This is a genomic window from Micromonospora sp. WMMD708 (genome assembly GCF_049315245.1).
Taxonomy (GTDB): Bacteria; Actinomycetota; Actinomycetes; order Mycobacteriales; family Micromonosporaceae; genus Micromonospora; species Micromonospora wenchangensis.
The window spans coordinates 4,598,022-4,621,186 of sequence record NZ_CP186060.1; the positions used below are offsets into that span (position 1 = coordinate 4,598,022).

General features: G+C 74.3%; 21 protein-coding genes. 11 read left to right on the forward strand and 10 right to left on the reverse strand.

From position 1 onward, the window contains the following. From ACN260_RS20205 to ACN260_RS20225, 5 genes are all read right to left on the reverse strand, one after another. Complete coding sequence (locus tag ACN260_RS20205) at nucleotides 1–1,275, reverse strand: FAD-dependent oxidoreductase (RefSeq protein WP_422752569.1); 1,275 nt, start codon at nucleotides 1,273–1,275, stop codon at nucleotides 1–3. Next, nucleotides 1,272–2,972 (reverse strand): prenyltransferase/squalene oxidase repeat-containing protein, encoded by a 1,701-nt coding sequence (locus ACN260_RS20210; protein WP_422752570.1) that lies wholly within the window; start codon nucleotides 2,970–2,972, stop codon nucleotides 1,272–1,274. The genes ACN260_RS20205 and ACN260_RS20210 overlap by 4 nt, the downstream gene beginning before the upstream one ends. After that, complete coding sequence (locus tag ACN260_RS20215; protein WP_422752571.1) at nucleotides 2,969–4,006, reverse strand: UbiA family prenyltransferase; 1,038 nt, start codon at nucleotides 4,004–4,006, stop codon at nucleotides 2,969–2,971. The genes ACN260_RS20210 and ACN260_RS20215 overlap by 4 nt, the downstream gene beginning before the upstream one ends. After that, the gene (locus ACN260_RS20220; protein ID WP_422752572.1) at nucleotides 4,003–5,022 is read right to left on the reverse strand and encodes a polyprenyl synthetase family protein; all 1,020 of its coding nucleotides are present in this window, start codon (nucleotides 5,020–5,022) and stop codon (nucleotides 4,003–4,005) included. Before ACN260_RS20220 ends, ACN260_RS20215 begins: the two co-directional genes overlap by 4 nt. A gap of 230 nt (nucleotides 5,023–5,252) precedes the next feature. Then, nucleotides 5,253–6,278 carry a methyltransferase gene (locus tag ACN260_RS20225; protein ID WP_422752573.1) on the reverse strand — a complete coding sequence of 342 codons (1,026 nt, stop codon included), beginning with the start codon at nucleotides 6,276–6,278 and terminating at the stop codon, nucleotides 5,253–5,255. Between the two features lie 167 nt (nucleotides 6,279–6,445). Here ACN260_RS20225 and ACN260_RS20230 point away from each other — a divergent pair, with 167 nt between their 5' ends. After that, nucleotides 6,446–7,309 (forward strand): TauD/TfdA dioxygenase family protein, encoded by an 864-nt coding sequence (locus ACN260_RS20230; RefSeq protein WP_422752574.1) that lies wholly within the window; start codon nucleotides 6,446–6,448, stop codon nucleotides 7,307–7,309. A gap of 37 nt (nucleotides 7,310–7,346) precedes the next feature. Here ACN260_RS20230 and ACN260_RS20235 read toward each other — a convergent pair whose 3' ends face one another. Beyond that, on the reverse strand, nucleotides 7,347–8,519 hold the full coding sequence (locus ACN260_RS20235) for a cytochrome P450 (protein ID WP_422752575.1): 1,173 nt from the start codon (nucleotides 8,517–8,519) through the stop codon (nucleotides 7,347–7,349). Nucleotides 8,520–8,706: 187 nt separating this feature from the next. On the opposite strand from ACN260_RS20235, the gene ACN260_RS20240 reads away from it, so the two are divergent. Then, the gene (locus ACN260_RS20240) at nucleotides 8,707–9,894 is read left to right on the forward strand and encodes a nucleotide disphospho-sugar-binding domain-containing protein (protein ID WP_422752576.1); all 1,188 of its coding nucleotides are present in this window, start codon (nucleotides 8,707–8,709) and stop codon (nucleotides 9,892–9,894) included. A gap of 30 nt (nucleotides 9,895–9,924) precedes the next feature. Further along, a complete protein-coding gene (locus tag ACN260_RS20245; RefSeq protein WP_422752577.1) occupies nucleotides 9,925–11,130 on the forward strand; it encodes a cytochrome P450 in 1,206 nt (401 codons plus the stop codon). Nucleotides 11,131–11,206: 76 nt separating this feature from the next. Here the strand turns inward: ACN260_RS20245 and ACN260_RS20250 are convergent, their stop codons facing one another. Further along, nucleotides 11,207–12,604, reverse strand: a complete 1,398-nt coding sequence (locus tag ACN260_RS20250) for a condensation domain-containing protein (RefSeq protein WP_422752578.1) — start codon at nucleotides 12,602–12,604, stop codon at nucleotides 11,207–11,209. Between the two features lie 91 nt (nucleotides 12,605–12,695). On the opposite strand from ACN260_RS20250, the gene ACN260_RS20255 reads away from it, so the two are divergent. The 3 genes from ACN260_RS20255 to ACN260_RS20265 all read left to right on the forward strand — a co-directional run bounded on the left by ACN260_RS20255 (nucleotide 12,696) and on the right by ACN260_RS20265 (nucleotide 15,117). Continuing rightward, a complete protein-coding gene (locus ACN260_RS20255) occupies nucleotides 12,696–13,406 on the forward strand; it encodes a 4'-phosphopantetheinyl transferase family protein (protein WP_422752579.1) in 711 nt (236 codons plus the stop codon). Nucleotides 13,407–13,477: 71 nt separating this feature from the next. Continuing rightward, nucleotides 13,478–13,759, forward strand: coding sequence for a phosphopantetheine-binding protein (locus ACN260_RS20260; protein ID WP_302741767.1), 282 nt, complete (start codon nucleotides 13,478–13,480; stop codon nucleotides 13,757–13,759). Between the two features lie 44 nt (nucleotides 13,760–13,803). Next, nucleotides 13,804–15,117, forward strand: coding sequence for a glycosyltransferase family 2 protein (locus ACN260_RS20265; protein ID WP_422752580.1), 1,314 nt, complete (start codon nucleotides 13,804–13,806; stop codon nucleotides 15,115–15,117). A gap of 34 nt (nucleotides 15,118–15,151) precedes the next feature. Here the strand turns inward: ACN260_RS20265 and ACN260_RS20270 are convergent, their stop codons facing one another. From ACN260_RS20270 to ACN260_RS20280, 3 genes are all read right to left on the reverse strand, one after another. Beyond that, on the reverse strand, nucleotides 15,152–16,387 hold the full coding sequence (locus tag ACN260_RS20270) for a beta-ketoacyl-[acyl-carrier-protein] synthase family protein (protein ID WP_422752581.1): 1,236 nt from the start codon (nucleotides 16,385–16,387) through the stop codon (nucleotides 15,152–15,154). Between the two features lie 73 nt (nucleotides 16,388–16,460). Further along, the gene (locus ACN260_RS20275; RefSeq protein WP_204928196.1) at nucleotides 16,461–16,721 is read right to left on the reverse strand and encodes an acyl carrier protein; all 261 of its coding nucleotides are present in this window, start codon (nucleotides 16,719–16,721) and stop codon (nucleotides 16,461–16,463) included. Nucleotides 16,722–16,889: 168 nt separating this feature from the next. Beyond that, a complete protein-coding gene (locus ACN260_RS20280; protein ID WP_422752582.1) occupies nucleotides 16,890–18,173 on the reverse strand; it encodes a cytochrome P450 in 1,284 nt (427 codons plus the stop codon). Between the two features lie 165 nt (nucleotides 18,174–18,338). Here ACN260_RS20280 and ACN260_RS20285 point away from each other — a divergent pair, with 165 nt between their 5' ends. The 5 genes from ACN260_RS20285 (at nucleotide 18,339) to ACN260_RS20305 (ending at nucleotide 23,090) form a co-directional block, all read left to right on the forward strand. Then, nucleotides 18,339–18,884 carry an RNA polymerase sigma factor gene (locus tag ACN260_RS20285; RefSeq protein ID WP_422752583.1) on the forward strand — a complete coding sequence of 182 codons (546 nt, stop codon included), beginning with the start codon at nucleotides 18,339–18,341 and terminating at the stop codon, nucleotides 18,882–18,884. Further along, nucleotides 18,881–19,642, forward strand: a complete 762-nt coding sequence (locus ACN260_RS20290) for a hypothetical protein (protein WP_422752584.1) — start codon at nucleotides 18,881–18,883, stop codon at nucleotides 19,640–19,642. The genes ACN260_RS20285 and ACN260_RS20290 overlap by 4 nt, the downstream gene beginning before the upstream one ends. A gap of 211 nt (nucleotides 19,643–19,853) precedes the next feature. Continuing rightward, nucleotides 19,854–20,243 (forward strand): iron chaperone, encoded by a 390-nt coding sequence (locus ACN260_RS20295; RefSeq protein WP_422756772.1) that lies wholly within the window; start codon nucleotides 19,854–19,856, stop codon nucleotides 20,241–20,243. Nucleotides 20,244–20,294: 51 nt separating this feature from the next. Next, on the forward strand, nucleotides 20,295–20,741 hold the full coding sequence (locus ACN260_RS20300; protein WP_422752585.1) for a hypothetical protein: 447 nt from the start codon (nucleotides 20,295–20,297) through the stop codon (nucleotides 20,739–20,741). 90 nt (nucleotides 20,742–20,831) lie between these two features. Then, nucleotides 20,832–23,090, forward strand: coding sequence for a catalase (locus tag ACN260_RS20305; protein WP_422752586.1), 2,259 nt, complete (start codon nucleotides 20,832–20,834; stop codon nucleotides 23,088–23,090). Nucleotides 23,091–23,165 lie beyond the last annotated feature (75 nt).

Below are 23,165 nucleotides of genomic sequence, written 5' to 3' on the forward strand. Positions count from 1 at the left end.
TCACTTCGTTGCGGGGCCGGCGGGAACAGGTGGCTGGGCGTGCCGGTCGGTGAGCAGCCCGAGCTGGTACATCCGGTCGACCAGGGACAGCGGTCGGACGTTCGTGCCGGACAGGTTGCCGGCGGTGAGCCCGAGCAGCCGGGGGTTGGCCGCGGTGCGCCGCATCATCCGCGCCCCGAGCAGCCGGGGTAGCCCCGACACGCTGGTGATCATGCGGGCGGCGTTGTGGCTGACCGTGGCGACGTGGTCGAGCCGGGGCCGGCGGGCGGCGTCGTAGTCGCGCAGCGCCCGGTCCACGGTCGCGTCGTCCAGGTGGCCCCCACCGGCGGCGAGGCCGGCGGCGAGGGTCTCGGCGTCGGCGAGGGAGCTGTTCACGCCCTGCGCCGCCATCGGGTGCACCGCGTGGGCGGCCTCCCCGAGCAGGGCGAGCCCGGGCACGGTCAACCGGGCCGCCCGTAGCCGGTAGACGGCGAGGAGCTGCCGCCGGTGCAGGTTCGCCCGCAGCGCCGCACCCAGCGGCCGGACGGCCGGCACCCCGGCGAGCAGCCGGTCGCACCAGTCGGCCAGGTCGGCGGTGCTGCGGCCGCGGAACTCGTCCGGGGTCACCTGGACGTAGACCCGGCACCGCCCGCCGGGCAGCGGGTAGACCAGGCACAGGCCCCGCCCGGTGCGGTAGGCCGACACCTCGTCGGCCACCTGGACCCCGGGCACGTCGAAGGCGACCAGGCCGTGGGGGTACTCCCGCCGCTCGACGTCGATGCCGACGGCCTTACGCAGCGGCGAGGACATCCCGTCGGCGGCGACCACCAGCGCCGCCCGGATCTCCTGGTCGCCGTCGCCGCCGGTGACCCGGACCCCGGTGACCCGGCCGTCGGCGGCGCGCAGCGGGCCGGTGACCCGTTGCCCCCAGCGGATCTCGACGCTGGCGGGCAGCCCGTCGGCGAGCACGGCACGCAGGTCGCCGTAGTCGGCGCAGAGGATCTGCCGGTAGCCGCCGGGCAGGGTGCCGTAGTCGAGGGCGAGCAGCGGACGGCCCTGCGGGTCGCGGATGGCCAGCCGGTCGACCGGGCACGCGCCGGTGGCCCGCAGGGCGTCGAGCACACCCCAACCGTCCAGGATGCGTACCGTCTCGGGTTGCAGGATCTCGCCCTTGGCGATCGACGCGGGGGTGCGTTGCCGGTCGAGCACCAGCACCCGCAGCCCCCGCGCGCCGAGCGCGCGGGCGGCGGCCAGGCCGCCGGCCCCGGCACCGACCACGACGACGTCGGCGTTCATCGGGCGACCGCGCCGGGTGTGACGTCCGCCTGCCCGGCGACGGTACGCCGGTACTCGCCGAGCGCCCGCAGCGCGACCGCCTGGGTGATCACCGCGTTGGGGTAGCGCAGGTGGTGGCGGATGTAGTTGCAGACCCGGGTGGCCGGCCAGCCGCCGTCGGGCCCGGCGGCGGCGAGCAGCCAGGAGACCCCCCGGTCGACCGCGTCGGCGGCCTCCGGGTCACCGCTTGCCAGCAGCCCCTGCACGGCCCAGCCGGTCTCCTCGACCGACCCGGCGGTGCCGTCGCCCGGCCCCCACGACCCGTCGGGCAGTTGGGTGTCGCGCAGCCAGCGCACCGCCCGCCGGACCACGTCGTGCCGGGCGTGCCCGACCCGGGACAACGCGGCCACCACCACCGCCGTGCCGGAGGTGTGGTCGCGGTACCACAGGTTCTCGTAGCTGCCGTCGGGGCGCGCGGCGGTCAGCAGCCAGGCCGCCCCGGCGGCGATCGCCGGGTGCTCGTCGGGGTGCCCGGCGTCGTGCAGGGCGTGCACGGCCTGGCTGGTGATCGCGGGGCAGGGGCCGTCGTTGGCGAGCTTGGTGTCGCGTACCCACAGGCTCCACGAGCCCCGGCTGTCCTGCCGGCCGACGAGCCAGTCCACGCCGCCGCGCAGCACCGGGTCGGTGTCGGCGTCGGGGTAGCCGGCGAGCGCCGACAGGATCTCGGCGGACTCCAGCGTCACCGGCCAACCGCCCACGTTGGAGTAGCTCCACCCGCCCGGTGGCACGTCCAGCACCGTGAACGCGGTCGGCTTCCGGGTGGCGTGGAAGAACTCGCGGGTGGGGCGCAGCCGGGGGTCGGCGGCGTACCCGGCGGCGATCAGCCCGGTCACCGCGTACCCGGAGCGGGTCAGGTCGAGGTTGGCCACCGCGTCCCAGGCGCCGTCGGGACGCACCGCGCGGCGCAGCCAGCCCACCACGGCGGTGGCGATGTCGGGGGCCTCGCCGGAACGGGCCAGGCCGAGCAGGACCAGGGCGGCGGGCCACGGGTCCTCGCTCAACGCGCCGGTGCGGCCCTCGTGGTCGTAGATCGCGCGCAGCAGCCGCAGCGCCGCCGGACGGGCCCGACGCAGGGTGGCCCGGCGCAGCCGGCCGGTGGGCAGCAGGTCGGCCTGCATCAGGGCCAGCCCGATGAACGGTGCGGTACGGAACGACAGGCGCTGGCGGCGGACCCGGTCGAACAGGACGATCTCCAGCGGCAGCCGGCGCAGCGGGCCCGCCTCGGCGGTCAGCCCGGCCATCGTGAGCAGTTGCCGGCAGAGCAGCGAGATGGCCGGGTCGGTGACCGTGTCGACGCCGCCCATCGCGGCCAGCCGGGCCCGCCCGGCGGCGATCGCCTCGGCGCTGTCGGCCGGCGCGGTCAGGGCCAGCGCGGCGACCGCGACGGCGGTGGCGACGACCTCGCTGTCGGCCCCCACCACACCGCCCCAGCCGCCGTCGTCGTGCTGCTGCCGGCGCAGCCATCCGGTGCCGGCGTCGACGAGGTCGGCGCTGCCCACCGGGTCGGCGGCGTGCAGGGCGGCCACCGTGCCGGCGGTGCCCAGCACCGAGGCCGGCGGGTCGTCGCCGAAGACCCCGTCGGGGCGCTGCCGGCGGAACAGCGCCTCCGCGCCGCGGGTGATGACCCGGTCGAGGGCCTCGGTGGATACAGCGGTCATGACACGTCCTCCATGGCGGCTCGACGGGGGGTGGCCAGCGCCAGCGCGGGTCGTCCGGTGCCGAGTTCGTGCCCGGCGCGCATCATCCGCTGCGCCCACCAGGTCAGGGCGACCATCGGCAGCGCCAGCAGCAGTTGCAGGCCGACCCCGAGCCCCAGTCCGACCAGGGCCGAGGCCAGCACGACCCGCTCGACCACCAGGACGGCGTGCGCCCGCAACGCCACCAGCACGGGCATGTCGGCGCGGTGCGCGACGAGCGGGGCCAGGGCGGCGACTCCCAGCGCCACCACGACGGCCAGCGTCGCCAGGTAGCCGGCCCGTCGGTTTGGGTCGGCCAGCAGCCCGGCGACCAGCGCGGCGGTGACGGTGCCGGCGTAGAGGGCCAGCACCGTACGCACCGCGAACGGCGCGCCCCGGCGTACCGGCAGGGTGCGGTAGCCGCCGGCCCGGTCACCGTCCATGTCGCGCAGCGCACCGACCAGGTTGGACATCGTGTCGTGGGCCCAGAACGCGAGCATCGCGGCGAGCAGCACCGGCACCGCCGACGGCTGCTGCGGGGACAGTCCGACGGTCAGCGTGCCGTAGAGCAGCGCGATCGCGCCGAGCGCGCCCCGGACCAGGTTGCCGGCGATACCGCGCGCCTTGCACCAGCGGCTGTAGGCGACGATGCCGAACGCGGCGAGCACGGCCGCCGAGGTGGTGCCCCAGCCACCGAGCACCGCCAGCAGGGCGAGGACGGCGAAGCAGGCGCAGCCGCACCACAGCGCCGTACGGGCGGCCAGCCGGCCGGACGGGATCGGCCGGTGCGGCTTGCTGCCGGCGTCGAGGTCACGGTCGAAGTAGTCGCCGAGGTAGTGGCCGCCGAGCCAGCCGGCGGTCGGGGCGGCCCAGGCCGACAGCAGCAGCCACGGGTGGTGCGGCCCGTCGGCCAGGGCCGCACCGGCGAGACCGACCAGCCCGACGTACCACAGGGTGTACGGCCGCCACGTCTCGACGTGGGCCCGCAGCGCCCGTACCGTGCCGGCGGCGCTCACGCCGTCTCGCTCGTCATCCAGTGCGCGATGCCGGCGAGCACGGTGGCGCTGGGGGACGGGGCGAGCCCGGCCAGCTCGGCCAGTGCCCGCTCGGCGTGCTCGATCATCTGCCCGCGGGCGCTGCTTACCGCGTCGACCTCGGCGAGCAGGCCGGCGACCCATTCGACGTCTCCGGGGCCGGCCCCGCGCCGGTGCAGCACCGCCATCAGTTCCACCCGGCCGGCGTCGGTGGCGGCGTCGTAGGCGAGCAGCAGTGGCAGGGTGGGCCGGCCGTTGTTGAGGTCGCTGGTGGCCGGCTTGCCGGTCTGTTCCGGGGTGGCCACGTAGGACAGCAGGTCGTCGCGGATCTGGAAGGCGACGCCGAGGTGCTCGCCGTAGCGGGCCAGCGCGGCGGCGACCTGCGGTTCGGCCCCGCCGAGCAGCGCGCCGACGTGACACACGGCGCGGAACAGGGCGCCGGTCTTGAGCCGGATCATCTCGGCGTAGCTGCGGGCACCCTCGTCGAGGTCGCCGACGAGCTGCGTTTCGAGCATCTGCCCCCGGCACAGGTCCCGGCCGGCCTCGGCCAGGGCCGCGACGGCGGCGGCGACGTGCCCGGCCGGCGCGGTCGCCCCGGACTCCACAATGGACTGAAAAGCCGTGAAGATGAGGTGGTCACCCACCACGATGGCGTTGGGGATGCCGAAGGCGACCGGCACCGCCGGGCGACCCCGGCGCAGCGTGTCGGCGTCGATGATGTCGTCGTGCACGAGCGTCGCGACGTGCAGGTACTCCATCCCCAGCGCGGCCGGCAGGACGTCGGCCGGCGAACCGCCCACCGCCTCGGCGGCGTGCAGCGTCATCATCGGACGGAGCAGTTTGCCCGCCGGCAGCAGGGCGTAGCGGGCGATGCCGACCAACGGGTCGGTCGACTCCGGCCACCGGCGTCCGAGTTCCGCGTGCAGCAGCCGCCCCGATTCACTGCGGGCAAGGTCGTCGATGAAGGGCGGATATCGCGTGAAACCAGTAACCGTCATAGCGTGTCGACCCTTTCGCAAAGGCTCGGCCCAGCCGGCACGCGAGACGTTACCTGCCGGTCCGTCCATGAACAACCTTCGGAAAACTGCGCAGGCTATGGAGAAACACGAATGTCACGAACCTATTCACCGGCAAATCGGTCGATGCCAGAGAAATCCGCTGAACTGCTTACCGTGCGTCACACGGCACCGCGAAAACAGGTACGAACGTCGGATCAGCCGTCGGCGGATCAGGCGTCCACAACGAACTCCAACAACGTCAGTCCCCCGGTGCCGCGATAGGTCCCGACCGGCTTCAGACCCGCCGCCGCCGCCAGCGCCACGTGCTCGGCCACGCCCCGCTCGCGGCCACCCACCAGCACCAGCATCTGCAGGTCGTACGGCGAGCGGTGCGGCACGTACGGGTCGGTCGGCAGCACCTCCACCACCAGCACCCGACCGGTGCGCCCGGCCGCCTCGGCGCACCGGCGCAGGATCGCCGTGGCGTGCCTGTCGCTCCAGTCGGTCAACGCCCGGGACACCACGTACACGTCGGCCCCGGCCGGCAGCTCGGCGAAGAAGTCCCCGACCACGGCGTCGACCCGGTCGGTCAGCCCGTGCGCGGCGAACGTCGCCGTCGCCGTCGCCACCGGCTCGGCGCGGTCGACCAGGGTGCCCCGCAGGTGCGGGTGGGTCGTCAGCAGCTCCCGCAGCAGCCCGCCGGCACCCCCGGCGACGTCGGTCACGTGACCCACCCGCCGCCAGGGATAGAGCGCCGCCACCTGCGGCGCGGTGAACCGCTGCTGGCTGAGCATCAGCGCGTCGAAATAGGCCCGGTAGGCCGGGTGCGCGTCGAGGTCGGCCCAGAAGTCCCGCCCGTGCACCGCCCGGTAGCCCGGTCCGCCGGTGCGCACCGCGTGCGGCAGCCCGGTGTAGGCGAGGTCCATCCGCGCCCCGAGGCCGTCGAGGTCGAGGTAGCCGCCGTGGCCGCCGCCGTCGCGCTCGCAGAGCAGCTCGCCGACGTCGGTCAACGCGAACACGTCAGGCTCGGTCTCCACGAACACGCCCCGGTGGACCAGGTAGCGCAGCAGCCGGCCGAGCGCGTCCGGGTCGGCGTCGCAGGCGGCGGCCAGCTTGTCCAGGCCGGTCACCCCGGCCGCGATCCGCTCCGGCACCCGCAGGGTGACCGCCGTGCGTACGGCGAACGGGGTGGCCAGGTCGGTCAGCCGGCCGAGGCGGGCCGCCGCATCGTCATCGGTCGAGGTCTCGATCGTCACCGGGACAGCCCCCCGTCGCGCCGCGCGTCCACGATGGCCGTGGCCTCCGCCGGCCCGAATGCTCCCAGGCACGGCGCGACGGCGTCAATATCAACGGTGGAGATCCCATTCACCGGCGTGGAACAATGCGCCGACGGGCCCGGGCGCCCAGACCGGAGGAAGCACCGATGACCACGTCCCTCGTGCCGCAGGTGCGGCTCGTCGCGGGTGCCCTGGGCGCCGAGGTCCACGGCATCGACCTGAACACCCTGACCGACGAGGGGTTCGCCCACCTGCACCGGCTGCTGCTCGCGCACCAGGTGGTCTTCGTCGCCGGGCAGACCGGGCTGACGCCGCAGGCACACATCGCCCTCGGCCGGCGCTTCGGCGAGGTTGAGCTGCACCCGTACCTGCCCCGGTTGGCGGGGCACCCGGAGATCGTCCTGATCGACTCCGAGGACGGTGGCAAGGTGGACGTCTGGCACACCGACATGACCTTCCACCAGAGCCCGCCGATCGCCTCGATCCTGCACCTGGTGCAGCTGCCCGAGACCGGCGGCGACACCATGTGGACCAACCAGTGCAGGGTGTACGAGGCGCTCTCCGCGCCGCTGCGGGACCTGCTCGACGGGTTGACCGCCATCCACGTCATCCGGATCGGCACCGAGTTCACCAGCCGGGCCGAACACCCGGTGGTCCGGGTGCACCCCGAGACCGGTCGCCGCTCGCTGTACGTCAACCGGCTGTTCACCTCGCACATCCCGCAGTTGAGCCGCAACGAGAGCGACGCGCTGCTGGAGTACCTGTTCGCCTTCTCCGAGGGTCCCCAGTTCACCTGCCGGTACCGCTGGCGGGTGGGTGACGTCGCGATCTGGGACAACCGGGTCACCCAGCACTACGCGATCAACGACTACACGGGCGTACGGCGCGGGCAGCGGATCACCGTGCTCGGTGACCACCCGACCGGCGACGCGCCCCGGTGGGGGCACTACGTCGCCGCACCCGGCCAGCGCTACTGGCCGGACCGGGTCAACGCGGTGGAGAGCTACTGACGCGGGCGGCTGCTACCGGCCGGTGACCGGGGCGTGCTCACCAGGTGACCGGGAACGACGCGATGCCGCCGTTCATCCGGTCGTGCCGCCAGGGGATCTCGTCGAGCGGCACCGCGGGGGCCAACCCCGGCAACCGCCGCAGCAGCTCGCCGATGGACAGCTCCACCTGCATCCGGCCCAGCGCCGTGCCCAGGCAGAAGTGCGGCCCGAAACCGAACGTGAGGTGCGGTGCGGCCGGCACCCGGTCGATGTCGAACACGTTGGGGTCGGGGAAGACGCGCGGGTCGCGGTTCCCGGCCCACGGGATCGCCATCACGCAGTCCCCGGCGCGCATCGCCACCCCGCCCAGGGTGAGGTCCTCGCGGACCACCTGGACCCGGAACATGCTGCTCACCGACGTGTACCGGAGGATCTCGTCGGTGGCCGAGGAGAGCTTGCCCGGGTCGGCCCGCAGTTTGGCCAACTGCTCGGGGTGCTGGAACAGCGCGCGCAGCCCGGCACTCGTCGAGTTGATCTCCAGGCCGCCGAGCAGCACCCCCATCGCCAGCTCGACCAGCTCCGCGTCGTCGAGTTCGTGTGCGTCGCGGCCCAGCACCCAGGCCGAGAGCAGGTCGTCGCCGGGATTCGCCCGCTTGCCCGCCAACTGCCCGGCCAGGTACGCCCGCAGCTCCGCCTGCGCGGCGGCGGCGTCAGCGGAGCCGTACGCGGTGACCGAGTTCAGGCCCTCGATCCAGCCGTAGAACCGGGGCCGGTCGGCCACCGGCACCCCCAGCACGTCGCAGACCACGTGGACCGGCAGCGGCGCCACCAGCGCGGCGACCAGGTCGGCGGGGCGGGGCCCGGCCAGCAGGTCGTCGATCAGCGCGTCGACCAGCCGGCGTACCCGGGGGCGGAAGGTGTCGATCCGGCGGGCGGTGAAGGCGCGGCTGGCCACCCGGCGGACGACCGCGTGCGCCGGACCGTCCATGTTCAACTCGCGGGGGCCGCCACCGTCGGGGGCCCCGGTCGCGCCGAGCGGCAGCCGGGAGAACCGGGGATCGGCCAGCACCGTGCAGCAGTCCTGGTAGCCGAGCACCAGCCAGGCGGGCCGGCCGTCGGGCAGCCGCACCCGGCTGACCGGCTCGGACACCACCATGTCCAGCAGTTCGGCGGGCAGGTCACCGGTGAACGGCGCGAAGGGGTAGTCCCGCAGCTCCGAGACGACGGTCATGGCGAGCTACCCACCTGTCGGTCGGCGGTCCACATCGGGCACCGGTAAGACTCGGCCATCGGTGCGGCCGGCGTCAATATCCATTGGTCGCCCCGACGATCTTCCGGGTGCGGACACCCATCGCCTAGCATCGGTGCACCAGGACTGCCGGGTGGTGCGCGCGGATGGGTCGGACTTGACTGCGGCTTTGCGGATTCTGCTGTCGACGTGGGGCTGGCGGTCGCATTTCTACGGCCTGGTGCCGCTCGGCTGGGCCCTGCAGGCCGCCGGCCACGAGGTGCGGGTGGCCAGCCATCCGGCGCTGGTGCCGGCCATCACCGCGGCCGGGCTGGCGGCGGTGCCGCTGGGCACGGACGTCGACTTCGCCACCGCGTTCGCGGGCCGGATCGGCGCGGTGGGCGCCCTGGACCGGGCCACCGACGACACCCCGGACGACACGGTCGAACCGGCGATCACCGCCGACGGCGGCGTGGTCCGGTTCGCCGACGCCCTTCTCGACGACCTGGTCGGGTTCGGCCGCTCCTGGCGACCGGACCTGATGGTCTGGGAGCCGTTCAACCTGGCCGCCGCGGTGGCCGCCGCCGTGCTGGACGTGCCCGGGGTGCGGCACCTGTGGGGACCGGACTCCTCGGTGACCCTCCGGCTCGACCCGGAGCCGGTGCTCGGCCCGCTGGCCGGCCGGTTCGGGCTGGCAGCCGCCGACGTGGACCTCGCCGGGGTGCTGACCCTCGACCCGGTGCCGCCCCCGATGCAGGTGCCGGCGACCGGCCCGACCCGCCCGGTCCGGTACGTGCCGTACAACGGCCCGGCCGTGCTGCCGACCTGGCTGCACCACCCGGCGGACCGGCCCCGGGTCTGCGTCACGGCCGGCACCATGATGGCCGGCGCCGGGCTGGACGACCGGCTGGACCTCCCCCGGGTGGTGCGGGCGGTGGCCGGGCTGGACGTGGAGGTCGTCGTGCTGGTCGAGCCGGCCCAGCAGGCGGCGCTGCGCCCGCTGCCGGGCAACGTGCGGCTGGTCGACAGCCCGCTGGCCCTGCGGCTGGTGCTGCCGACCTGCGCCGCGCTGGTGCAGCAGGGCGGCGCGGGGACCACGATGACGGCGCTCGGCCTCGGGGTGCCGCAGCTCGTCCTGCCGCAGGTCAGCGACCAGCACTTCAACGCCGAGCGGCTGGCCGTCACCGGGGCCGGCACCTGGCTGCCGGACGCGCGAACCGCCGACGACGACACGCTCCGCGCGCTGGTCGGCGGGCTGATCGCCGACGGCCCGTGGCGTGCCGCCGCCGCGCTGATGCGCGACCGGGTCCACGCGATGCCCACCCCCGCCGAGGTGGTGCCGGCGCTGGTGGACCTCGCCGCGGGCACCCGGAGCTGATCCACCGTCAGACCACCCTAGGAGTCGCAGATGACGCAAGAGCCCATCCCGTACCCGCTCGCTCCGGCTCCCACGATCTACCACCCGTCACCGGACTACACCCGGCTGCGGGAGACCTGCCCGGTGGCACCCATCGCGCTGCCCGACGGCGGGAAGGCCTACCTCGCCACCCGGCACGCGGACGTCCGCCGGGTCTTCACCGACCAGCGGTTCAGCCGGGCCGCCGCGGCCGGACCGGACCGGCCGACCCGGGAGCTGGGTTCGCTGGCCGAGGACTCGCTGATCGGGATGGACCCGCCCCGGCACACCACGATGCGCCGGGCGGTGTCGCACGCGTTCACCGTCCGCCGGGTGGAGGCGCTGCGCCCGACGGTGGCCGCCCTCGTCGACCGGATGATCGACGACCTGGTGGCGGCGGGCCCACCGGCCGACCTGATCCCCCACCTGTCCGCGCCGCTGCCGATCTACGTGATCAGCAAGCTGTTCGGCATCGCCGAACAGGACCAGGACCGGGTACGCGAGTGGTCCGACGCGCTCGTCGGCGACTGGGACGCCGACCCGGCGGCCCCGCAGGCCGCCCTCGACGCGTTCGGCGAGATGATCGTCGAACGTCGCCGCGAGCCGGGCGACGACCTGATGAGCGCCCTGATCAAGGCTTGGGACGAACACGACGACCTCACCGAACGGGAACTCGTCTCGGTGACCGCCGGCATCTTCGTCGGCGGCCACGAGACCACCACCAACCAGCTCAACCTGTTCCTGCTCGTGCTCGCCCGGCATCCCGAGCAGCTCGCCGGGCTGCGCGGGGACGATCCGGTCGCGGTGGCCCGCGCGGTGGAGGAGCTGTCCCGGTTCATCCAGCTCGGCGACAACGGGGTGCTGCTGCCCCGGGTCACCACCGAGGAGGTGGAACTGGGCGGGGTGTGCCTGCCGGCGGGCACCCCGGTGCTGCCGGCGATCGCCTCGGCCAACCGGGACGCGTCGGTGTTCGCCGGGGCGGACACCCTCGACCTGACCCGGACCGACAATCCGCACCTGGCGTTCGGGGCCGGCCCGCACCACTGCCTCGGCGCGGCGCTGGCCCGGATGGAGTTGCAGGAGGCCCTCGGTGCGCTGCTGCGCCGGCTGCCCGGCCTGCGGCTGGCCGTGCCCGAGGAGGAGCTGCGGTTCAAGCCCGGCCTGGTGGTGCGCAGCCTGGAGGCGCTACCGGTGACCTGGGACCGGGTCGAGCGGTGACCCTCCCCCGGGCCGTGGACCGGTGACCGTCGCGCCGGCGGTCACCGGTTCGCCCGGCGGGCGGTGACCGGCGCGGTCAGCCGGTGATCCGGGTCGGTGCCGTCGGGTCGAACGCCGCCTCGACGGCCACCTCCTCCACCCCGCGCAGCAGCGCCTCGGCCCGGGCCTCGGTGAAGCAGCCCAGGTCGAAGATCACCTGGAGGAAGATCGTGTCCGGCTGGTCCTCCACGGTGATGAACGCCTGCTCGGGCAGGTGGTCGAGGGTTCCGTCCCAGACCAGGAACGTCTCGCCCGCCCGGCGGCGGATCTGCTCCGGGGTCACCTCGGCGGCGCGGGCCGCGTCCTCCGCCGCCTGCCGGGTCACCACCCGCCGGTCGTTGATCCGCAGGGTCACCCGGGCCGGGTAGCCGCGTTCCGCGTCGAGCCGGGCGGCGGCCTCGGCGAGCTGCACCGGGTCGTAGTAGGCGTACATGCCGGCGGCGACGGAGGCGCGGCGGGCCCGGGTCACCACCTCGTCCACGGTGGTGTCGGTGGCGTCCACGGTGAGCACCCCGTTCTGGCTCAGCGGGGCGATCGCCTCGGCGAACCCCGGCCGGAACCGGTTGCCGACGATGAGTTTGGCGGTCAACGGGCTGACCCCGGTGGCCCGGCCCACCGCCACGGCGATCACCGCGAGCAGCACCCGGGAGGTGTCCGTCCGGGTACGGCGGGCGATGGCCTGCACCGCCAGGTAGGCCGCCGGTGAACTGAACCGGCCGTGCCAGAACCGCCGGCCGTGCCGCCCGGCCGGGTTGGTGACCTCGCCGAAGGTCGAGGGCGGCAGGTCGCGCAGGTGCGCCTCCCAGTGGCGGACCGCCCGGTCGCTGACCCGACGCAGCGGCGGGGTGCGCTCCCGCCGGCCGAGGTCGAGCAGCTGCACCGTACGCGGGTCGGGCGCGCGCCGGGCCGTCAGGTCGACCAGCCCGAGGTCGGCCATCACCAGGGCGGTCGCGGTGCCGTCGACGACCAGGTGGTCGAGGGTCAGCACCCGGTGCACCAGCGCGCCCCGGTGCCGGATCACCGCCATCCGCACCGACCAGTCCCGGTAGAGGTCGTAGGGGGCCAGCAGCCGGGCGTGGCCCAGCTCGTAGGCGAACTTCGCCACGTCCGCCGGGTCGGCGTCGTCGGGGACGTCCAGCACGTCCAGGGCGATCTCCCCGTCGGCGGCGACCACCTGGCAGGGCTCGCCGTGCTCGTCGGTGCCCAACCGCATCCGCAGCGCCGGGTGCCGGCTCATCAGGTCACCGAGCTGCGCCGCGACCTGCTCCACGGTGACCCCGGCCGGCACCGGGTGGGCGCCGCTGACGTTGTGCGTCCACCCGGTCTCCCGCATGTCCTGCATGATCGCCAGTTGACCCCAGGTCAGCGGCGCGGTCCCGGCCCCCGGGCCGGCGAACGGGACGAGCACCTGCGCCTCGGCGGTCTGCGCGAACATCGGTCAATCAGAGCAACGGAGATCGGCACGTGTCAACGCCGCAGATCGTGCCGCCGGCCGGGGCAGTGACGACGGGGCTAGGGTACGGCCCATGCGGGACACCGTCCGGATCTGGATCCTGCCGGCCCGACCCGGCCCGGCCGAGCTGGCCCGGTACGACGCGGTGCTCACCGCCGACGAACGCGCCCGGGCGGCGGCGCTCGGCCCGGCCGCCGCCCGGGACCGGTTCACCGTGGCGCACGGGGCGCTGCGCCTGCTGGTGGGCGCGGCCCTGGGCGTCGCCCCCGGACGGCTCGCCTGGCGGCGGGGCCGGTACGGCAAGCCGACGTTGACCGAGCCCCGGGGCGGGCCGCAGACCAGCCTGTCGTACTCCGACGACCTGGTCGCGGTGGCGGTGGCGGTGGGTGGTTGGCGGCCGGTGGGGGTCGACATCCAGCACGTGACGCCGGACCGGGACCCGACGGCGCTGGCCGCCCGGTTCTTCGCCGCCGGGGAGGCCCGGCACGTCGGCTCGGGGTCGGACGTCGCCGGCCGGGCCGACCGGTTCGCCCGGCTGTGGGCCCGTAAGGAGGCGGTGGTCAAGGCGGCCGGGGAGCGACTCTGGCCGCACCTGGCGCTGCCGGTGCACCGGGGGGACGTGGTGGCGTGCGGCGACCCGCCGGGCGTACACCGGGTCACCGACGTCGCGACCCCGGCCGCTTACCGGGTCGCGGTGGCCCTGACCGGCGACGCGCCCTACGACACGGCGTCGTTCCACGGCCTCGACGACCCGTCCGGACCGGTTCCGCGACCGGCCGGCTGAAGATCGCGACACCCGTTGACACCCGACGATCACGTTTGCTCTGATGGCTCCATGTTGGAGCGTGCGGTCCAGTGACAGAGCCCGACACGACCACCGCGCCGCAGCTGCGCGCGCAGGTCGTCGACACGATGGTCGCGCTGCTGACCCGGATGCTCCGACCGGAGGCCCCGGTCACCGTCGGCACGCAGCTCATGGACGAGCTGGGCCTCAGCTCCTCCCTCGCGCTGGAGCTGCTGCTCGAGATCGAGGACGAGCTGGAGATCCAGATCGACGTCGAGGATCTCGACGAGGACCGGATGACCACCGTCGGCGACCTGGCCGACTACATCACCCGGCACTGCACCCCCCGCTGACGGCCCGCGACGGGGGCCCGGCCGGTATCTTCCGAAGGAGTCCCATGGACCGGCCCCGCCTGAGCGTGGTGATCCCCGCCCACAACAACGCCGTCGCGCTCGACACGACCGTCGCGTCGCTGACCCGGCAGACCCTCCCGGCGCAGGAGTTCGAGGTCATCGTCGGCGACGACGGCTCGGCCGTCCCGCTGACCCCGGTCGTCGAACGCTACGCCGACCGGCTGCGGATCGCCTGTGTGCGTAGCGAAACCAACCGGGGCCGCAGCGCCAACCGCAACGCCGCGGCGGCCCGTGCCGAGGCCGACATCCTGCTGTTCCTGGACGCCGACACGGTCGCCCACCCCACCCTGCTCGCCCGGCACCGCGACCACCACGCCGCACGTGGCGGCCGGCCCGGGGTCCTGCTCGGCCAGCGCTACGACCTCGACTGGGCCGGTGCGGACGCGCTGCGCCGGGGCGAACCCATCGGCCCGGAGCTGCTGGACGCCGAACGCGGCGACCCACGGCTGGAGGACATCGCCCACCCGCAACGCCTCCGCGACTTCCCCAGCGCGCCCTGGGTGCTGGGCCTGACCCACAACGCCTCGGTCGACCGGGAGTCGTTCCTGCGGGTGGCCGGCTTCGACGAGGCGATGGTCAAGTGGGGGTTCGAGGACCTGGAGTTCTTCTACCGGATCTTCCACCTGCACGGGGGAAGGCCCGACGTGTTCGAGCTGGACGTCGAGGCGACGTCGTACCACCTGCCGCACTTCCGCAAGACGTCCAACGGGCTCGCCTCGATGGACAACATGAAGTACCTGCTGCGCAAGCACCTGCGCTACGACGTCGAGGTGCTGTACGCGATCAACACGTTCGGCCGGCACCTGGGCCGCATCCGGCTCTACGGCCAGGCCATCGAGGCGTACCGGCGGGCGGGGCTGGGGCGGCCGGAGGCGCTGCCCGACACGTTGCGCAAGGAACTGGCCACCCGCACCGCGCTGGTGATCGGCAACGGGGTGTCCACCCTGGAGCTGGGCCCCGACTCGCAGACGTTCGACCACGACGCGCCCGCCGGGCCGACCAACGCGCACCTGCTCGGCACGGTGCTCCAGCAGTTCAAGGCCGGCGCGCTCGACGTGATCGTCAACGTCGACCTGTGGCGGTTCCTGCTGCCCGAGGACCTGCCGGCGTTCCTGACCCGGGGGCTGCTCAAGGCCGACCGGATCGAGCTGGTCTGCACCCACGCCCCGGTCGACCAGCGGGCGATGCTGCCGGTGCCGCTCGTGGCCGACCTCGACTACGTGACCGACATGCTGGACCGGCACTTCGCCGTCACCGTCGCCCGGCACGACGGGGCGTCGCTGCTCACCGTCCGCTGACGCGGCAGCCGGAATCTTCCCGGGACGCGGCGGGTCACGCCCCGGGCGGGCCGAACAGCAGGCTGACGTTGTGGCCGCCGAAGCCGAACGAGTTGGACATCACCGTGGTCACCGCGGCCTCACGCGGCTGCTTGCGGATGTGGTCGAGATCGTCACCCGGGTCGGGGTCGTCGAGGTTGTGGGTCGGCGGGAGCAGGCCGCGACGCAGCGCCTCGACGCCGATCGCCGCCTCGATCACCCCGGAGACGCCGAGCACGTGCCCGGTGACCCCCTTGGTGGAGCTGACCGGCGGGCCCGCCGCGCCGAAGACGTCCCGCAGGGCGGCCACCTCGGCCGCGTCACCGGCCCTGGTGCTGGTGCCGTGGGCGTTGAGGTAGCCGACGTCGTCGGGGCCCAGCCCGGCGTCGCGCAGCGCCGTGCGCATGCAGTGCGCCGCACCGGACCCGTCGGGGCGGGGGGTGGTCGGGTGGTAGGCGTCGTTGTTCGCGCCCCACCCGAGCAGGTCGGCGTACCGCCGGGCGCCGCGCGCCACCGCGTGCGCGGTGCGTTCCAGCACGAACACCCCGGCCCCCTCGCCGAGGACGAGGCCGTTGCGCCGCCTGTCGAACGGGCGGCTCGCCTGCGTCGGGTCCGACCAGCCGTGGGCGAGCGCGCGGGCGTTGCCGAACGCGTCGGCGAAGGTCGGGAAGAGCGGCGCCTCGCTGGACCCGCAGAGCACCAGGTCGGCCTCGTCGGCGCGCAGGATGCGCAGCGCCTCCCCGATCGACTGGGCCCCGGACGCGCAGGCGGTGCCGATCGACGAGGTGTAGCCCCGGATGCCGTGCCGGATGGCGATCCGGGCCGCGCCCATGTTGGGCAGGGTGCCGGGCAGCATGTACGGGCTGACCCCGAACCGGCCCCGCTCGGCCCGCGCGAGGACCTGGCTCGCCAGGGTGGACAGGCCACCGACGCCGGAGACGATCACGGCCACCCGGTACGGGTCGACGTCCCGGCCCACCTCGACCCCGGCGTCGGCCAACGCGTCACCGGCCGCCCGCAGCGCCATCACGACCGCGCGGTCGGCCACCCGGGACTCGGGGCCGGGCAGCACGCTGGCCGGGTCGATGTCCGGGCTGAACGCGGCGACGTCGACGACGCCGTGCACCGGGTGCCCCTCGGGGGGCCGGGTCAGGCCGGACCGGCCCGCGCAGACCGCGTCGAACACCTCGGCGGCGGTGCTGCCGACCGGGCTGACCAGCCCGATCCCGGTCACCGTCACGCCGGCGCGCATGCGCGTACCCCCTGCCGGACCCTGGTGACGCCCCGCTGCACAGACCGCCTCCGGGGCGGCGCGACGGGCACGGTCAGTGTGCCGAGGCGGGCTCGACGCGGGCGGCCACCGTGCGGCAGAACTCGCCGACGGTCATCATCGCCAGCGCCTCGGCCTCGTCGTCGTCGAAGGTCACCCCGAACCGGTCCTCCACCCGCACGGCCAACTCCGCCAGGCCGAGCGAGTCGACGTCGAGACCGGCCGGACCGAACACCGTGTCGTCGTCGGCGCCCTCGATGTCGTACTTCATCTCGGTCAGCGCGGCGAAGAGGAACGCGCGGATCTCGTCGGTCATGGTCGTGGTTTCCTTTCCGGAGGTCGGCGTCGGCGGACCCGGCCGCCGGTGGGACGCGGGAGGCGTGGCAGTGGCCGGGGACGCGGCCGGGACCAGGTGCGACGTCGGCGTCACCGTCGCCGCGCTGGTCGCCGGAGCAGCCGCTCCGTTTTGATCGACCTTACTCAATCAAGCCCGTTGCGCAAGGTCCACCCGGGCGGTGCCGGCCGGCCGATCGGCCGCCGGCTCGACGACCCGCACCGCGAGGTGGTCGTACCCCCGCAGCATGAGCTGCCGTGGCTCGCCGGGGGTCGCGGCGAGCGCCAGCGCCGGGAACCGGTCGAGCAGCCGGGGCAGCCCGATCCGCCCCTCCGTACGGCCGAGCGCCGCACCGACGCAGTAGTGCGGCCCGGCGCTGAACGCCAGGTGCCGGTTGTCCGCCCGGGACGGGTCGAACGAGTCCGGATCGGGGAACCGGCGCGGGTCCCGGTTGGCCGCACCGGTCAGCACCAGCGCCGTCCGTCCACGGGGGACGGCCACCCCGGCGACCTCGGTGTCCTCGGCGGCGTAGCGCACCGCGAAGTGCACCGGCGGCTCGTACCGCAGGATCTCCTCCACGTACGCCGGGGCGAGGGACGGGTCGGCGCGCAACGCGGCCAGCGCGGCGGGCCGGGCCAGGAGCAGGGTCAGCCCGCTGCCGAACAGGTTGGCGGTGGTCCGGAACCCGGCGTTGTACGTGACGATCAGGTTGGCCAGCAGTTCGGCCTCGGAGAGCTGGTCGGGGCGGTCGGCACGCAGGCTGGCCAGCGCCGAGACGAGGTCGTCGCGGGGTTCGGACCGACGGGCGGCGAGCAGCGTGGTGAAGTACCCGGTCAGCTCCTCGGCGGCCCGGTTGGCGGCCCGGATCTCCCGGAACGAGCGCGGGCCGATCTCCAGCACCGCGTCGAACGCCCGCACCCGGGACGGGAACCAGGCCCGGTCGGCGGGCGGCACCCCGAGCAGTTCGCCGACGACGGCGCTGGGCAGCGGCAGGGCGAACGCCGCCATGAAGTCCACCGGACGGCCGTCCGCACCCGCCTCGGCGAGCCCGTCGAGCAGGTCGTCGGTGATCCGCGCGATCGCCGGTTCCAGGGCGGCGACCCGGCGGGCGGTCAGCGCCTGGCCGAACAGGTGACGCACCCGCGCGTGGTCCTCGGCCGGGGCGTTGAACATGCTGGACTGGAGGGTCCGCAGCACCGCGTGGTCGCGCCAGCGGACGCCGGCACGGTCCAGGTACCGCGCGTCGAGCACCCGGAACACCGGGTCACGCAGCACCCGCTGGGCCGCCTCGTAACCGTGGACGACCACGGCGTGCGGTGCGCTCGGGGCGAGGGCGACCGCCTCCCCCAGCTCGTGCAGCCGGGCGTAGTACGGGTAGGGGTCGCGTCGTACCTCGTCGCCGAGCAGTTCGTCGAGGGATACCGGGAAACCCATGGCGCTCCTCGTCGGGGGTGCACGGGCGGAGGATGCCGTGACCTTAGACGCATCGACGGCGGCCTGTCCACGGCCGGTCTCCTGCCGGTCCGGTGCCGATCCGGGTGTGACAGTGGGGGTGCCGCCGGACAGGTAGGGGGTGCAACGACCGACCGAAAGGCGCACATGAGCAGTGCTGATGACGGCGTACGGGAGCAACGCTTCCGCTCCCTGCACGCCGCGACGTACCCGGACCTGCTGCGGTTCGTGCAGCGGCGGGTCCCGCCCAGCGAGGCGGAGGACGTCGTCTCGACGGTCTTCCTCACCGCCTGGCGACGATTCGACGACCTTCCCGCCGACGCCCGTCCGTGGCTGTTCGCGGTGGCCCGCCGCACGATGGCGAACCACACCCGGAGCTGGTTACGCCGACAGGCCCTGGACGTCCGGATGGTGGCGGCGGACGGGCCGGCGTACGGGGACGACATGGTCGACGCCGCCGCCCGGATCGACCTCGACCGGGCCTGGCGCAGCCTGCGACCGGCCGACCGGGAGGTGCTGGCGCTGGTGGCGTTCGACGGGCTGACCGCCGCACAGGCGGCCACCGTGCTGGGCTGCCGCCGTTCGACGTTCGCCATGCGGTTGGGCCGGGCCCGGGAACGCCTCCGGGCCGCGCTGGAACCGCCCGCCACCCGCCCGCACTCCCTCACCGTCTTCAAGGAGCAGCAGTCATGACGGATCTTCAACGCCTCTCCGTGTTGGACCCGGCACGCGGGGTGCAGCCGACCCCGGCCGACTGGGCACGGGCCACCTCGGTCGTCGACCGGATCGTCGCCGACCGGGAAGCCGTCCGTCCCGGGCCGGCACGCCGCCCGGTGACCAGACGTTGGGTGGTCGGCCTGGTCGCCGCCGGGGCGGTCGCGGTGGTGGGCGCGGTCACGGTGCCCGCGCTGCTACCGGGGCCGATGGACCGGGCCTTCGCCGCCTGGACCCCGGTGCCCGGCGCACTCACCGGCGAGCAGGTCATGCCGCAGGCCCGCCGGTGCGCCGGGAGCGGGGTGGGCAGCGAGCCGGCGGCACCGGTCGGCCCCTCCGACGTGCTCCTGGCCGAGCGGCGGGGGGTGGCCACCCTGCTGATCCAGCGGCGCGGCGCGGGCGTGATCGAGTGCATGAGCGTGGACGACGGCCAACCGACCGCGATGACGTTGGCGGACGGCCCCCTGCCGCCTCCCGCCGCCGGCACGGTCAACCTCGAGACGCGCAGTTCGGTCGGCTCCGGCCGCGACCAGTACTCCAACGCCGTGGGTCTGGTCGGCCCGTCGGTCACCGGCGTCGACCTGGTCCTCGCCGACGGCAGGACCATCCGGACCAGCACCGGGGGCGGATGGTGGGCGGCGTGGTGGCCGGGGCCGGAGGGCGGCGAGATCGGCAGCATCACGGTGGTCGTGCACCGCGCCGACGGCTCCACCACCCACCGGATCGAGGACCTGTGACCGGCGGCCCCGCCGGGTGCGACCGGTCAGGAATCGAGAAGCCGTCGCACCCGGCGGGGTCATAGCCTTTACCCCAGGTGGCCGGCAGGGTGCCGCGCCCCGTTCGACCAGCAAGGGAGCCCGCGTGGCCACGAAGAAAGCGACCACCGCGTCCGACGGCGACACCACCGGGGAGGCCGGCGACGGGTTCACCGCCGAGGAGCGCGCCGCCATGCGGGAACGCGCCGCCGAGTTGCGGGCCGAGGGGCGCAAGGGCGCCAAGAAGGCCGACGGCATGCAGGCGGTGCTGGACCGGATCGCCCAGATGGCCCCGGCGGACCGGACGCTGGCCGAACGGGTGCACCTGACGGTCACCACGGCGGCTCCGCAACTGTCGCCGAAGACCTGGTACGGGATGCCCGCGTACGCGAACGAGGACGGCAAGATCGTCGTGTTCTTCCAGGACGCCGGCAAGTTCAACTACCGGTACTGCACCCTCGGGTTCCAGGAGTCGGCCAACCTCGACGACGGCGACCTGTGGCCGGTGTCGTACGCTCTGCGGACGTGGACCCCGGCGGTGGAGAAGCGGGTCCGGGACCTGGTGACCACGGCGGTCTCCTGACGGTCGCCGGTCGGGTGGTGTCAGCGTCCCGCAGGCGGGTAGGCGGGGAGGATGACGCCCACCAGCAGAGCCCTGATCGCCGGTGCGGCCGGCGCGTCCGCCCTCAACGCCGTCACCTACCTGGACATGGCGCTGCGGGCCCGGCCGGCCAGCAGCGCCGCCGAGGACAGCGCCGGCCGGCTGGCCGACCTCGCCCACGTCGACCTCGGTGACCAGCGCACGGCCGCGAACCGCCGGTCCGGGCTCGGGCCGCTGCTCGGCTACGCCACCTCGGTGGCCGCCGCGGCCGGCTACGCGGCGGTGGGTGGTCGTCGGCTGCCCACCGCCGTGTCCGTTCTGGCGCTGACCGGCCTGGCGATGATCGGTTCCAACGGTCCGCTGACCGTGCTGCGGGTGACCGACCCCCGGACCTGGTCGGCCACCGACTGGCTGACCGACCTGGTGCCGCACCTGGCGTACGGCGCGGTGACCGCCGTCACCCTTCGTGCACTGCGCTGAGCCACCACGACCGACCGGCGTGTTTTGCGGCGGGATGCCCGGGTAGGGGAGAAACACCCGTTCCCCGTTCCCCGAAGAGGTGCCGCCCAGATGGAAACCCGCAAGCCGACCGAGGTCGTCAAGGACGTGGTGGACGCCGCGGCCGAGAAGGTGTCGCACCTGATGACCCCCGAGGTCCCCGGAGCGCCGGGCAGCGCCCCGCCGACCGTCGACGAACCCACCACCCCGCACGACCCGCTGCCGCCCAAGAAGGAGCAGGGCGCACCCGAGACCCGCACCCCGACCGGCGCGGCCACCGGCGCGCCGGCCGTCGCCAACGCCCAGCAGGGCGCGTTCCTCACCACCGCGCAGGGGGCCCGGCTGCGCGACACCGACCACTCCCTGAAGGCCGGCCCACGCGGCCCGACGCTGCTCCAGGACCACCACCTCCGCGAGAAGATCACCCACTTCGACCACGAACGCATCCCCGAGCGGGTGGTGCACGCCCGGGGCGCGGGCGCGCACGGCGTCTTCACCGGGTACGGCGCCGAAGAGGTCACCCGGGCCGGCTTCCTGCGCAAGGGTAAGGAGACGCCGGTGTTCGTCCGGTTCTCCACCGTCCTCGGGTCCCGGGGCTCGGCCGACACCGTCCGGGACACCCGGGGGTTCGCCACCAAGTTCTACACCGACGAGGGCACCTTCGACCTGGTCGGCAACAACATGCCGGTCTTCTTCATCCAGGACGCGATCAAGTTCCCGGACATCATCCACGCCGGCAAGCCGCACCCGGACCGGGAGATCCCGCAGGCGCAGAGCGCGCACGACACCTTCTGGGACTTCGTCTCGCTGCACACCGAGGCGCAGCACCACACCATGTGGAACATGTCCGACCGGGGCATCCCGCGCTCGTACCGGACCATGGAGGGTTTCGGGGTGCACACCTTCCGCCTGGTCGACGCCGCCGGGGCGACGGTGCTGGCGAAGTTCCACTGGAAGCCGAAGCTGGGCGTGCACTCGCTGGAATGGGAGGAGGCGCAGCTGCTCAGCGGCATGGACCCCGACTTCCACCGGCGCGACCTCTACGACGCCATCGAGGCCGGCGCGTACCCGGAGTGGGAGCTCGGTCTCCAGGTCTTCCCGGACACCCCGGAGGAGACCTTCGCCGGCATCGACCTGCTCGACCCGACCAAGTTCGTCCCGGAGGAGCTGGCCCCGGTGCAGCCGGTCGGGAAGCTGGTGCTCAACCGGACGCCGACGAACTTCTTCGCCGAGACCGAGCAGGTCGCCTTCCACCTCGGTCACCTGGTCCCCGGCATCGACGTCACCAACGACCCGCTGTTGCAGGGCCGGCTCTTCTCGTACGTCGACACGCAGCTGACCCGGCTGGGCGGGCCGAACTTCGCGCAGATCCCGATCAACCGGCCGCACGCGCCGGTCAACGACATGCTCCGCGACGGGTTCCACCAGCACGCCGTGCACGCCGGGGTCGCGCCGTACCGGCCGAACTCGCTCGACGGGGGCAACCCCTTCCCGGCCGGGGACGCCGAGAACGCGTTCGTCGACGTGCCGGTGACCGTGGCCGAGGCCCCGAAGGTCCGGGCCAGCCCGGCCTCGTTCGACGACCACTTCAGCCAGGCCCGGTTGTTCTGGCTGAGCATGTCGCCGGTGGAGCGGGAGCACATCGTCCGGGCCTACACCTTCGAGTTGGGCAAGTGCTACCACCAGGCGATCCGGGAGCGGCAGTTGCAGTGCCTGGCCAACATCGACCCGGTGCTCTGCGCGCGGGTGGCCACCGGTCTGGGCCTGCCGACGCCGGAGCCGACCGTGCCGCTGGCCGACGTCGCGCCCAGCCCGGCGCTGTCCCAGGTCGGCCGCGCCTGGCCGGCCGACGGCCGGACGGTCGGCATCGTGGTCGACGCCGACACCGGCACCGACGACGTCGAGCAGGTACGCCGGGAGGTGTCCGCCGCCGGCATGGTGCCGCTGGTGATCGCGGCGCACGGCGGCACGGTGGGTGACCTGACGGTGCAGCGGACCTTCGCCACCGGCCGATCGGTCGAACTGGACGCGCTGCTGCTGGCCGGGGTGCCCGCGCCGGCACCGGACGCGCTGCCGGCCCGTGACGCCAAGGCCGCTGCGGCGGACGCCGCCGCCGTCGACCCCCGGGTGCTGCTGCTGGTGCAGGAGTGCTGGCGGCACGCCAAGGTCATCGGTGGCTGGGGCGCGGGCGTGCGGGTGCTGGAGCTGGCCGGGGTGGCCGGCGCGACGGGCGTGGTGACCGGTGACTCGCCGACCGGCGTGCTCGCCGACGCGCAGGCCCTGCTGGCCGCGCACCGGGTCTGGGACCGGTTCCCCGCCTCGATTTCCTGACGGGGGCTGTCGACGGGTCTCCGCCGTGGTGCACGGTGGACACCCGTCACGACCGGGCCGGCGGGCACCTTGCCG

Bases quoted from the DNA above. Each gene is read 5' to 3' on its own strand.
- ACN260_RS20305 (WP_422752586.1), top strand. From the start codon at position 20,832: ATGGAAACCCGCAAGCCGACCGAGGTCGTCAAGGACGTGGTGGACGCC.
- ACN260_RS20245 (WP_422752577.1), top strand. From the start codon at position 9,925: ATGACGCAAGAGCCCATCCCGTACCCGCTCGCTCCGGCTCCCACGATC.
- ACN260_RS20220 (WP_422752572.1), bottom strand. From the start codon at position 5,022: ATGACGGTTACTGGTTTCACGCGATATCCGCCCTTCATCGACGACCTT.
- ACN260_RS20230 (WP_422752574.1), top strand. From the start codon at position 6,446: ATGACCACGTCCCTCGTGCCGCAGGTGCGGCTCGTCGCGGGTGCCCTG.
- ACN260_RS20235 (WP_422752575.1), bottom strand. From the start codon at position 8,519: ATGACCGTCGTCTCGGAGCTGCGGGACTACCCCTTCGCGCCGTTCACC.
- ACN260_RS20265 (WP_422752580.1), top strand. From the start codon at position 13,804: ATGGACCGGCCCCGCCTGAGCGTGGTGATCCCCGCCCACAACAACGCC.
- ACN260_RS20205 (WP_422752569.1), bottom strand. From the start codon at position 1,275: ATGAACGCCGACGTCGTCGTGGTCGGTGCCGGGGCCGGCGGCCTGGCC.
- ACN260_RS20210 (WP_422752570.1), bottom strand. From the start codon at position 2,972: ATGACCGCTGTATCCACCGAGGCCCTCGACCGGGTCATCACCCGCGGC.
- ACN260_RS20255 (WP_422752579.1), top strand. From the start codon at position 12,696: ATGCGGGACACCGTCCGGATCTGGATCCTGCCGGCCCGACCCGGCCCG.
- ACN260_RS20285 (WP_422752583.1), top strand. From the start codon at position 18,339: ATGAGCAGTGCTGATGACGGCGTACGGGAGCAACGCTTCCGCTCCCTG.
- ACN260_RS20280 (WP_422752582.1), bottom strand. From the start codon at position 18,173: ATGGGTTTCCCGGTATCCCTCGACGAACTGCTCGGCGACGAGGTACGA.
- ACN260_RS20295 (WP_422756772.1), top strand. From the start codon at position 19,854: ATGCGGGAACGCGCCGCCGAGTTGCGGGCCGAGGGGCGCAAGGGCGCC.
- ACN260_RS20300 (WP_422752585.1), top strand. From the start codon at position 20,295: ATGACGCCCACCAGCAGAGCCCTGATCGCCGGTGCGGCCGGCGCGTCC.
- ACN260_RS20275 (WP_204928196.1), bottom strand. From the start codon at position 16,721: ATGACCGACGAGATCCGCGCGTTCCTCTTCGCCGCGCTGACCGAGATG.
- ACN260_RS20270 (WP_422752581.1), bottom strand. From the start codon at position 16,387: ATGCGCGCCGGCGTGACGGTGACCGGGATCGGGCTGGTCAGCCCGGTC.
- ACN260_RS20250 (WP_422752578.1), bottom strand. From the start codon at position 12,604: ATGTTCGCGCAGACCGCCGAGGCGCAGGTGCTCGTCCCGTTCGCCGGC.
- ACN260_RS20290 (WP_422752584.1), top strand. From the start codon at position 18,881: ATGACGGATCTTCAACGCCTCTCCGTGTTGGACCCGGCACGCGGGGTG.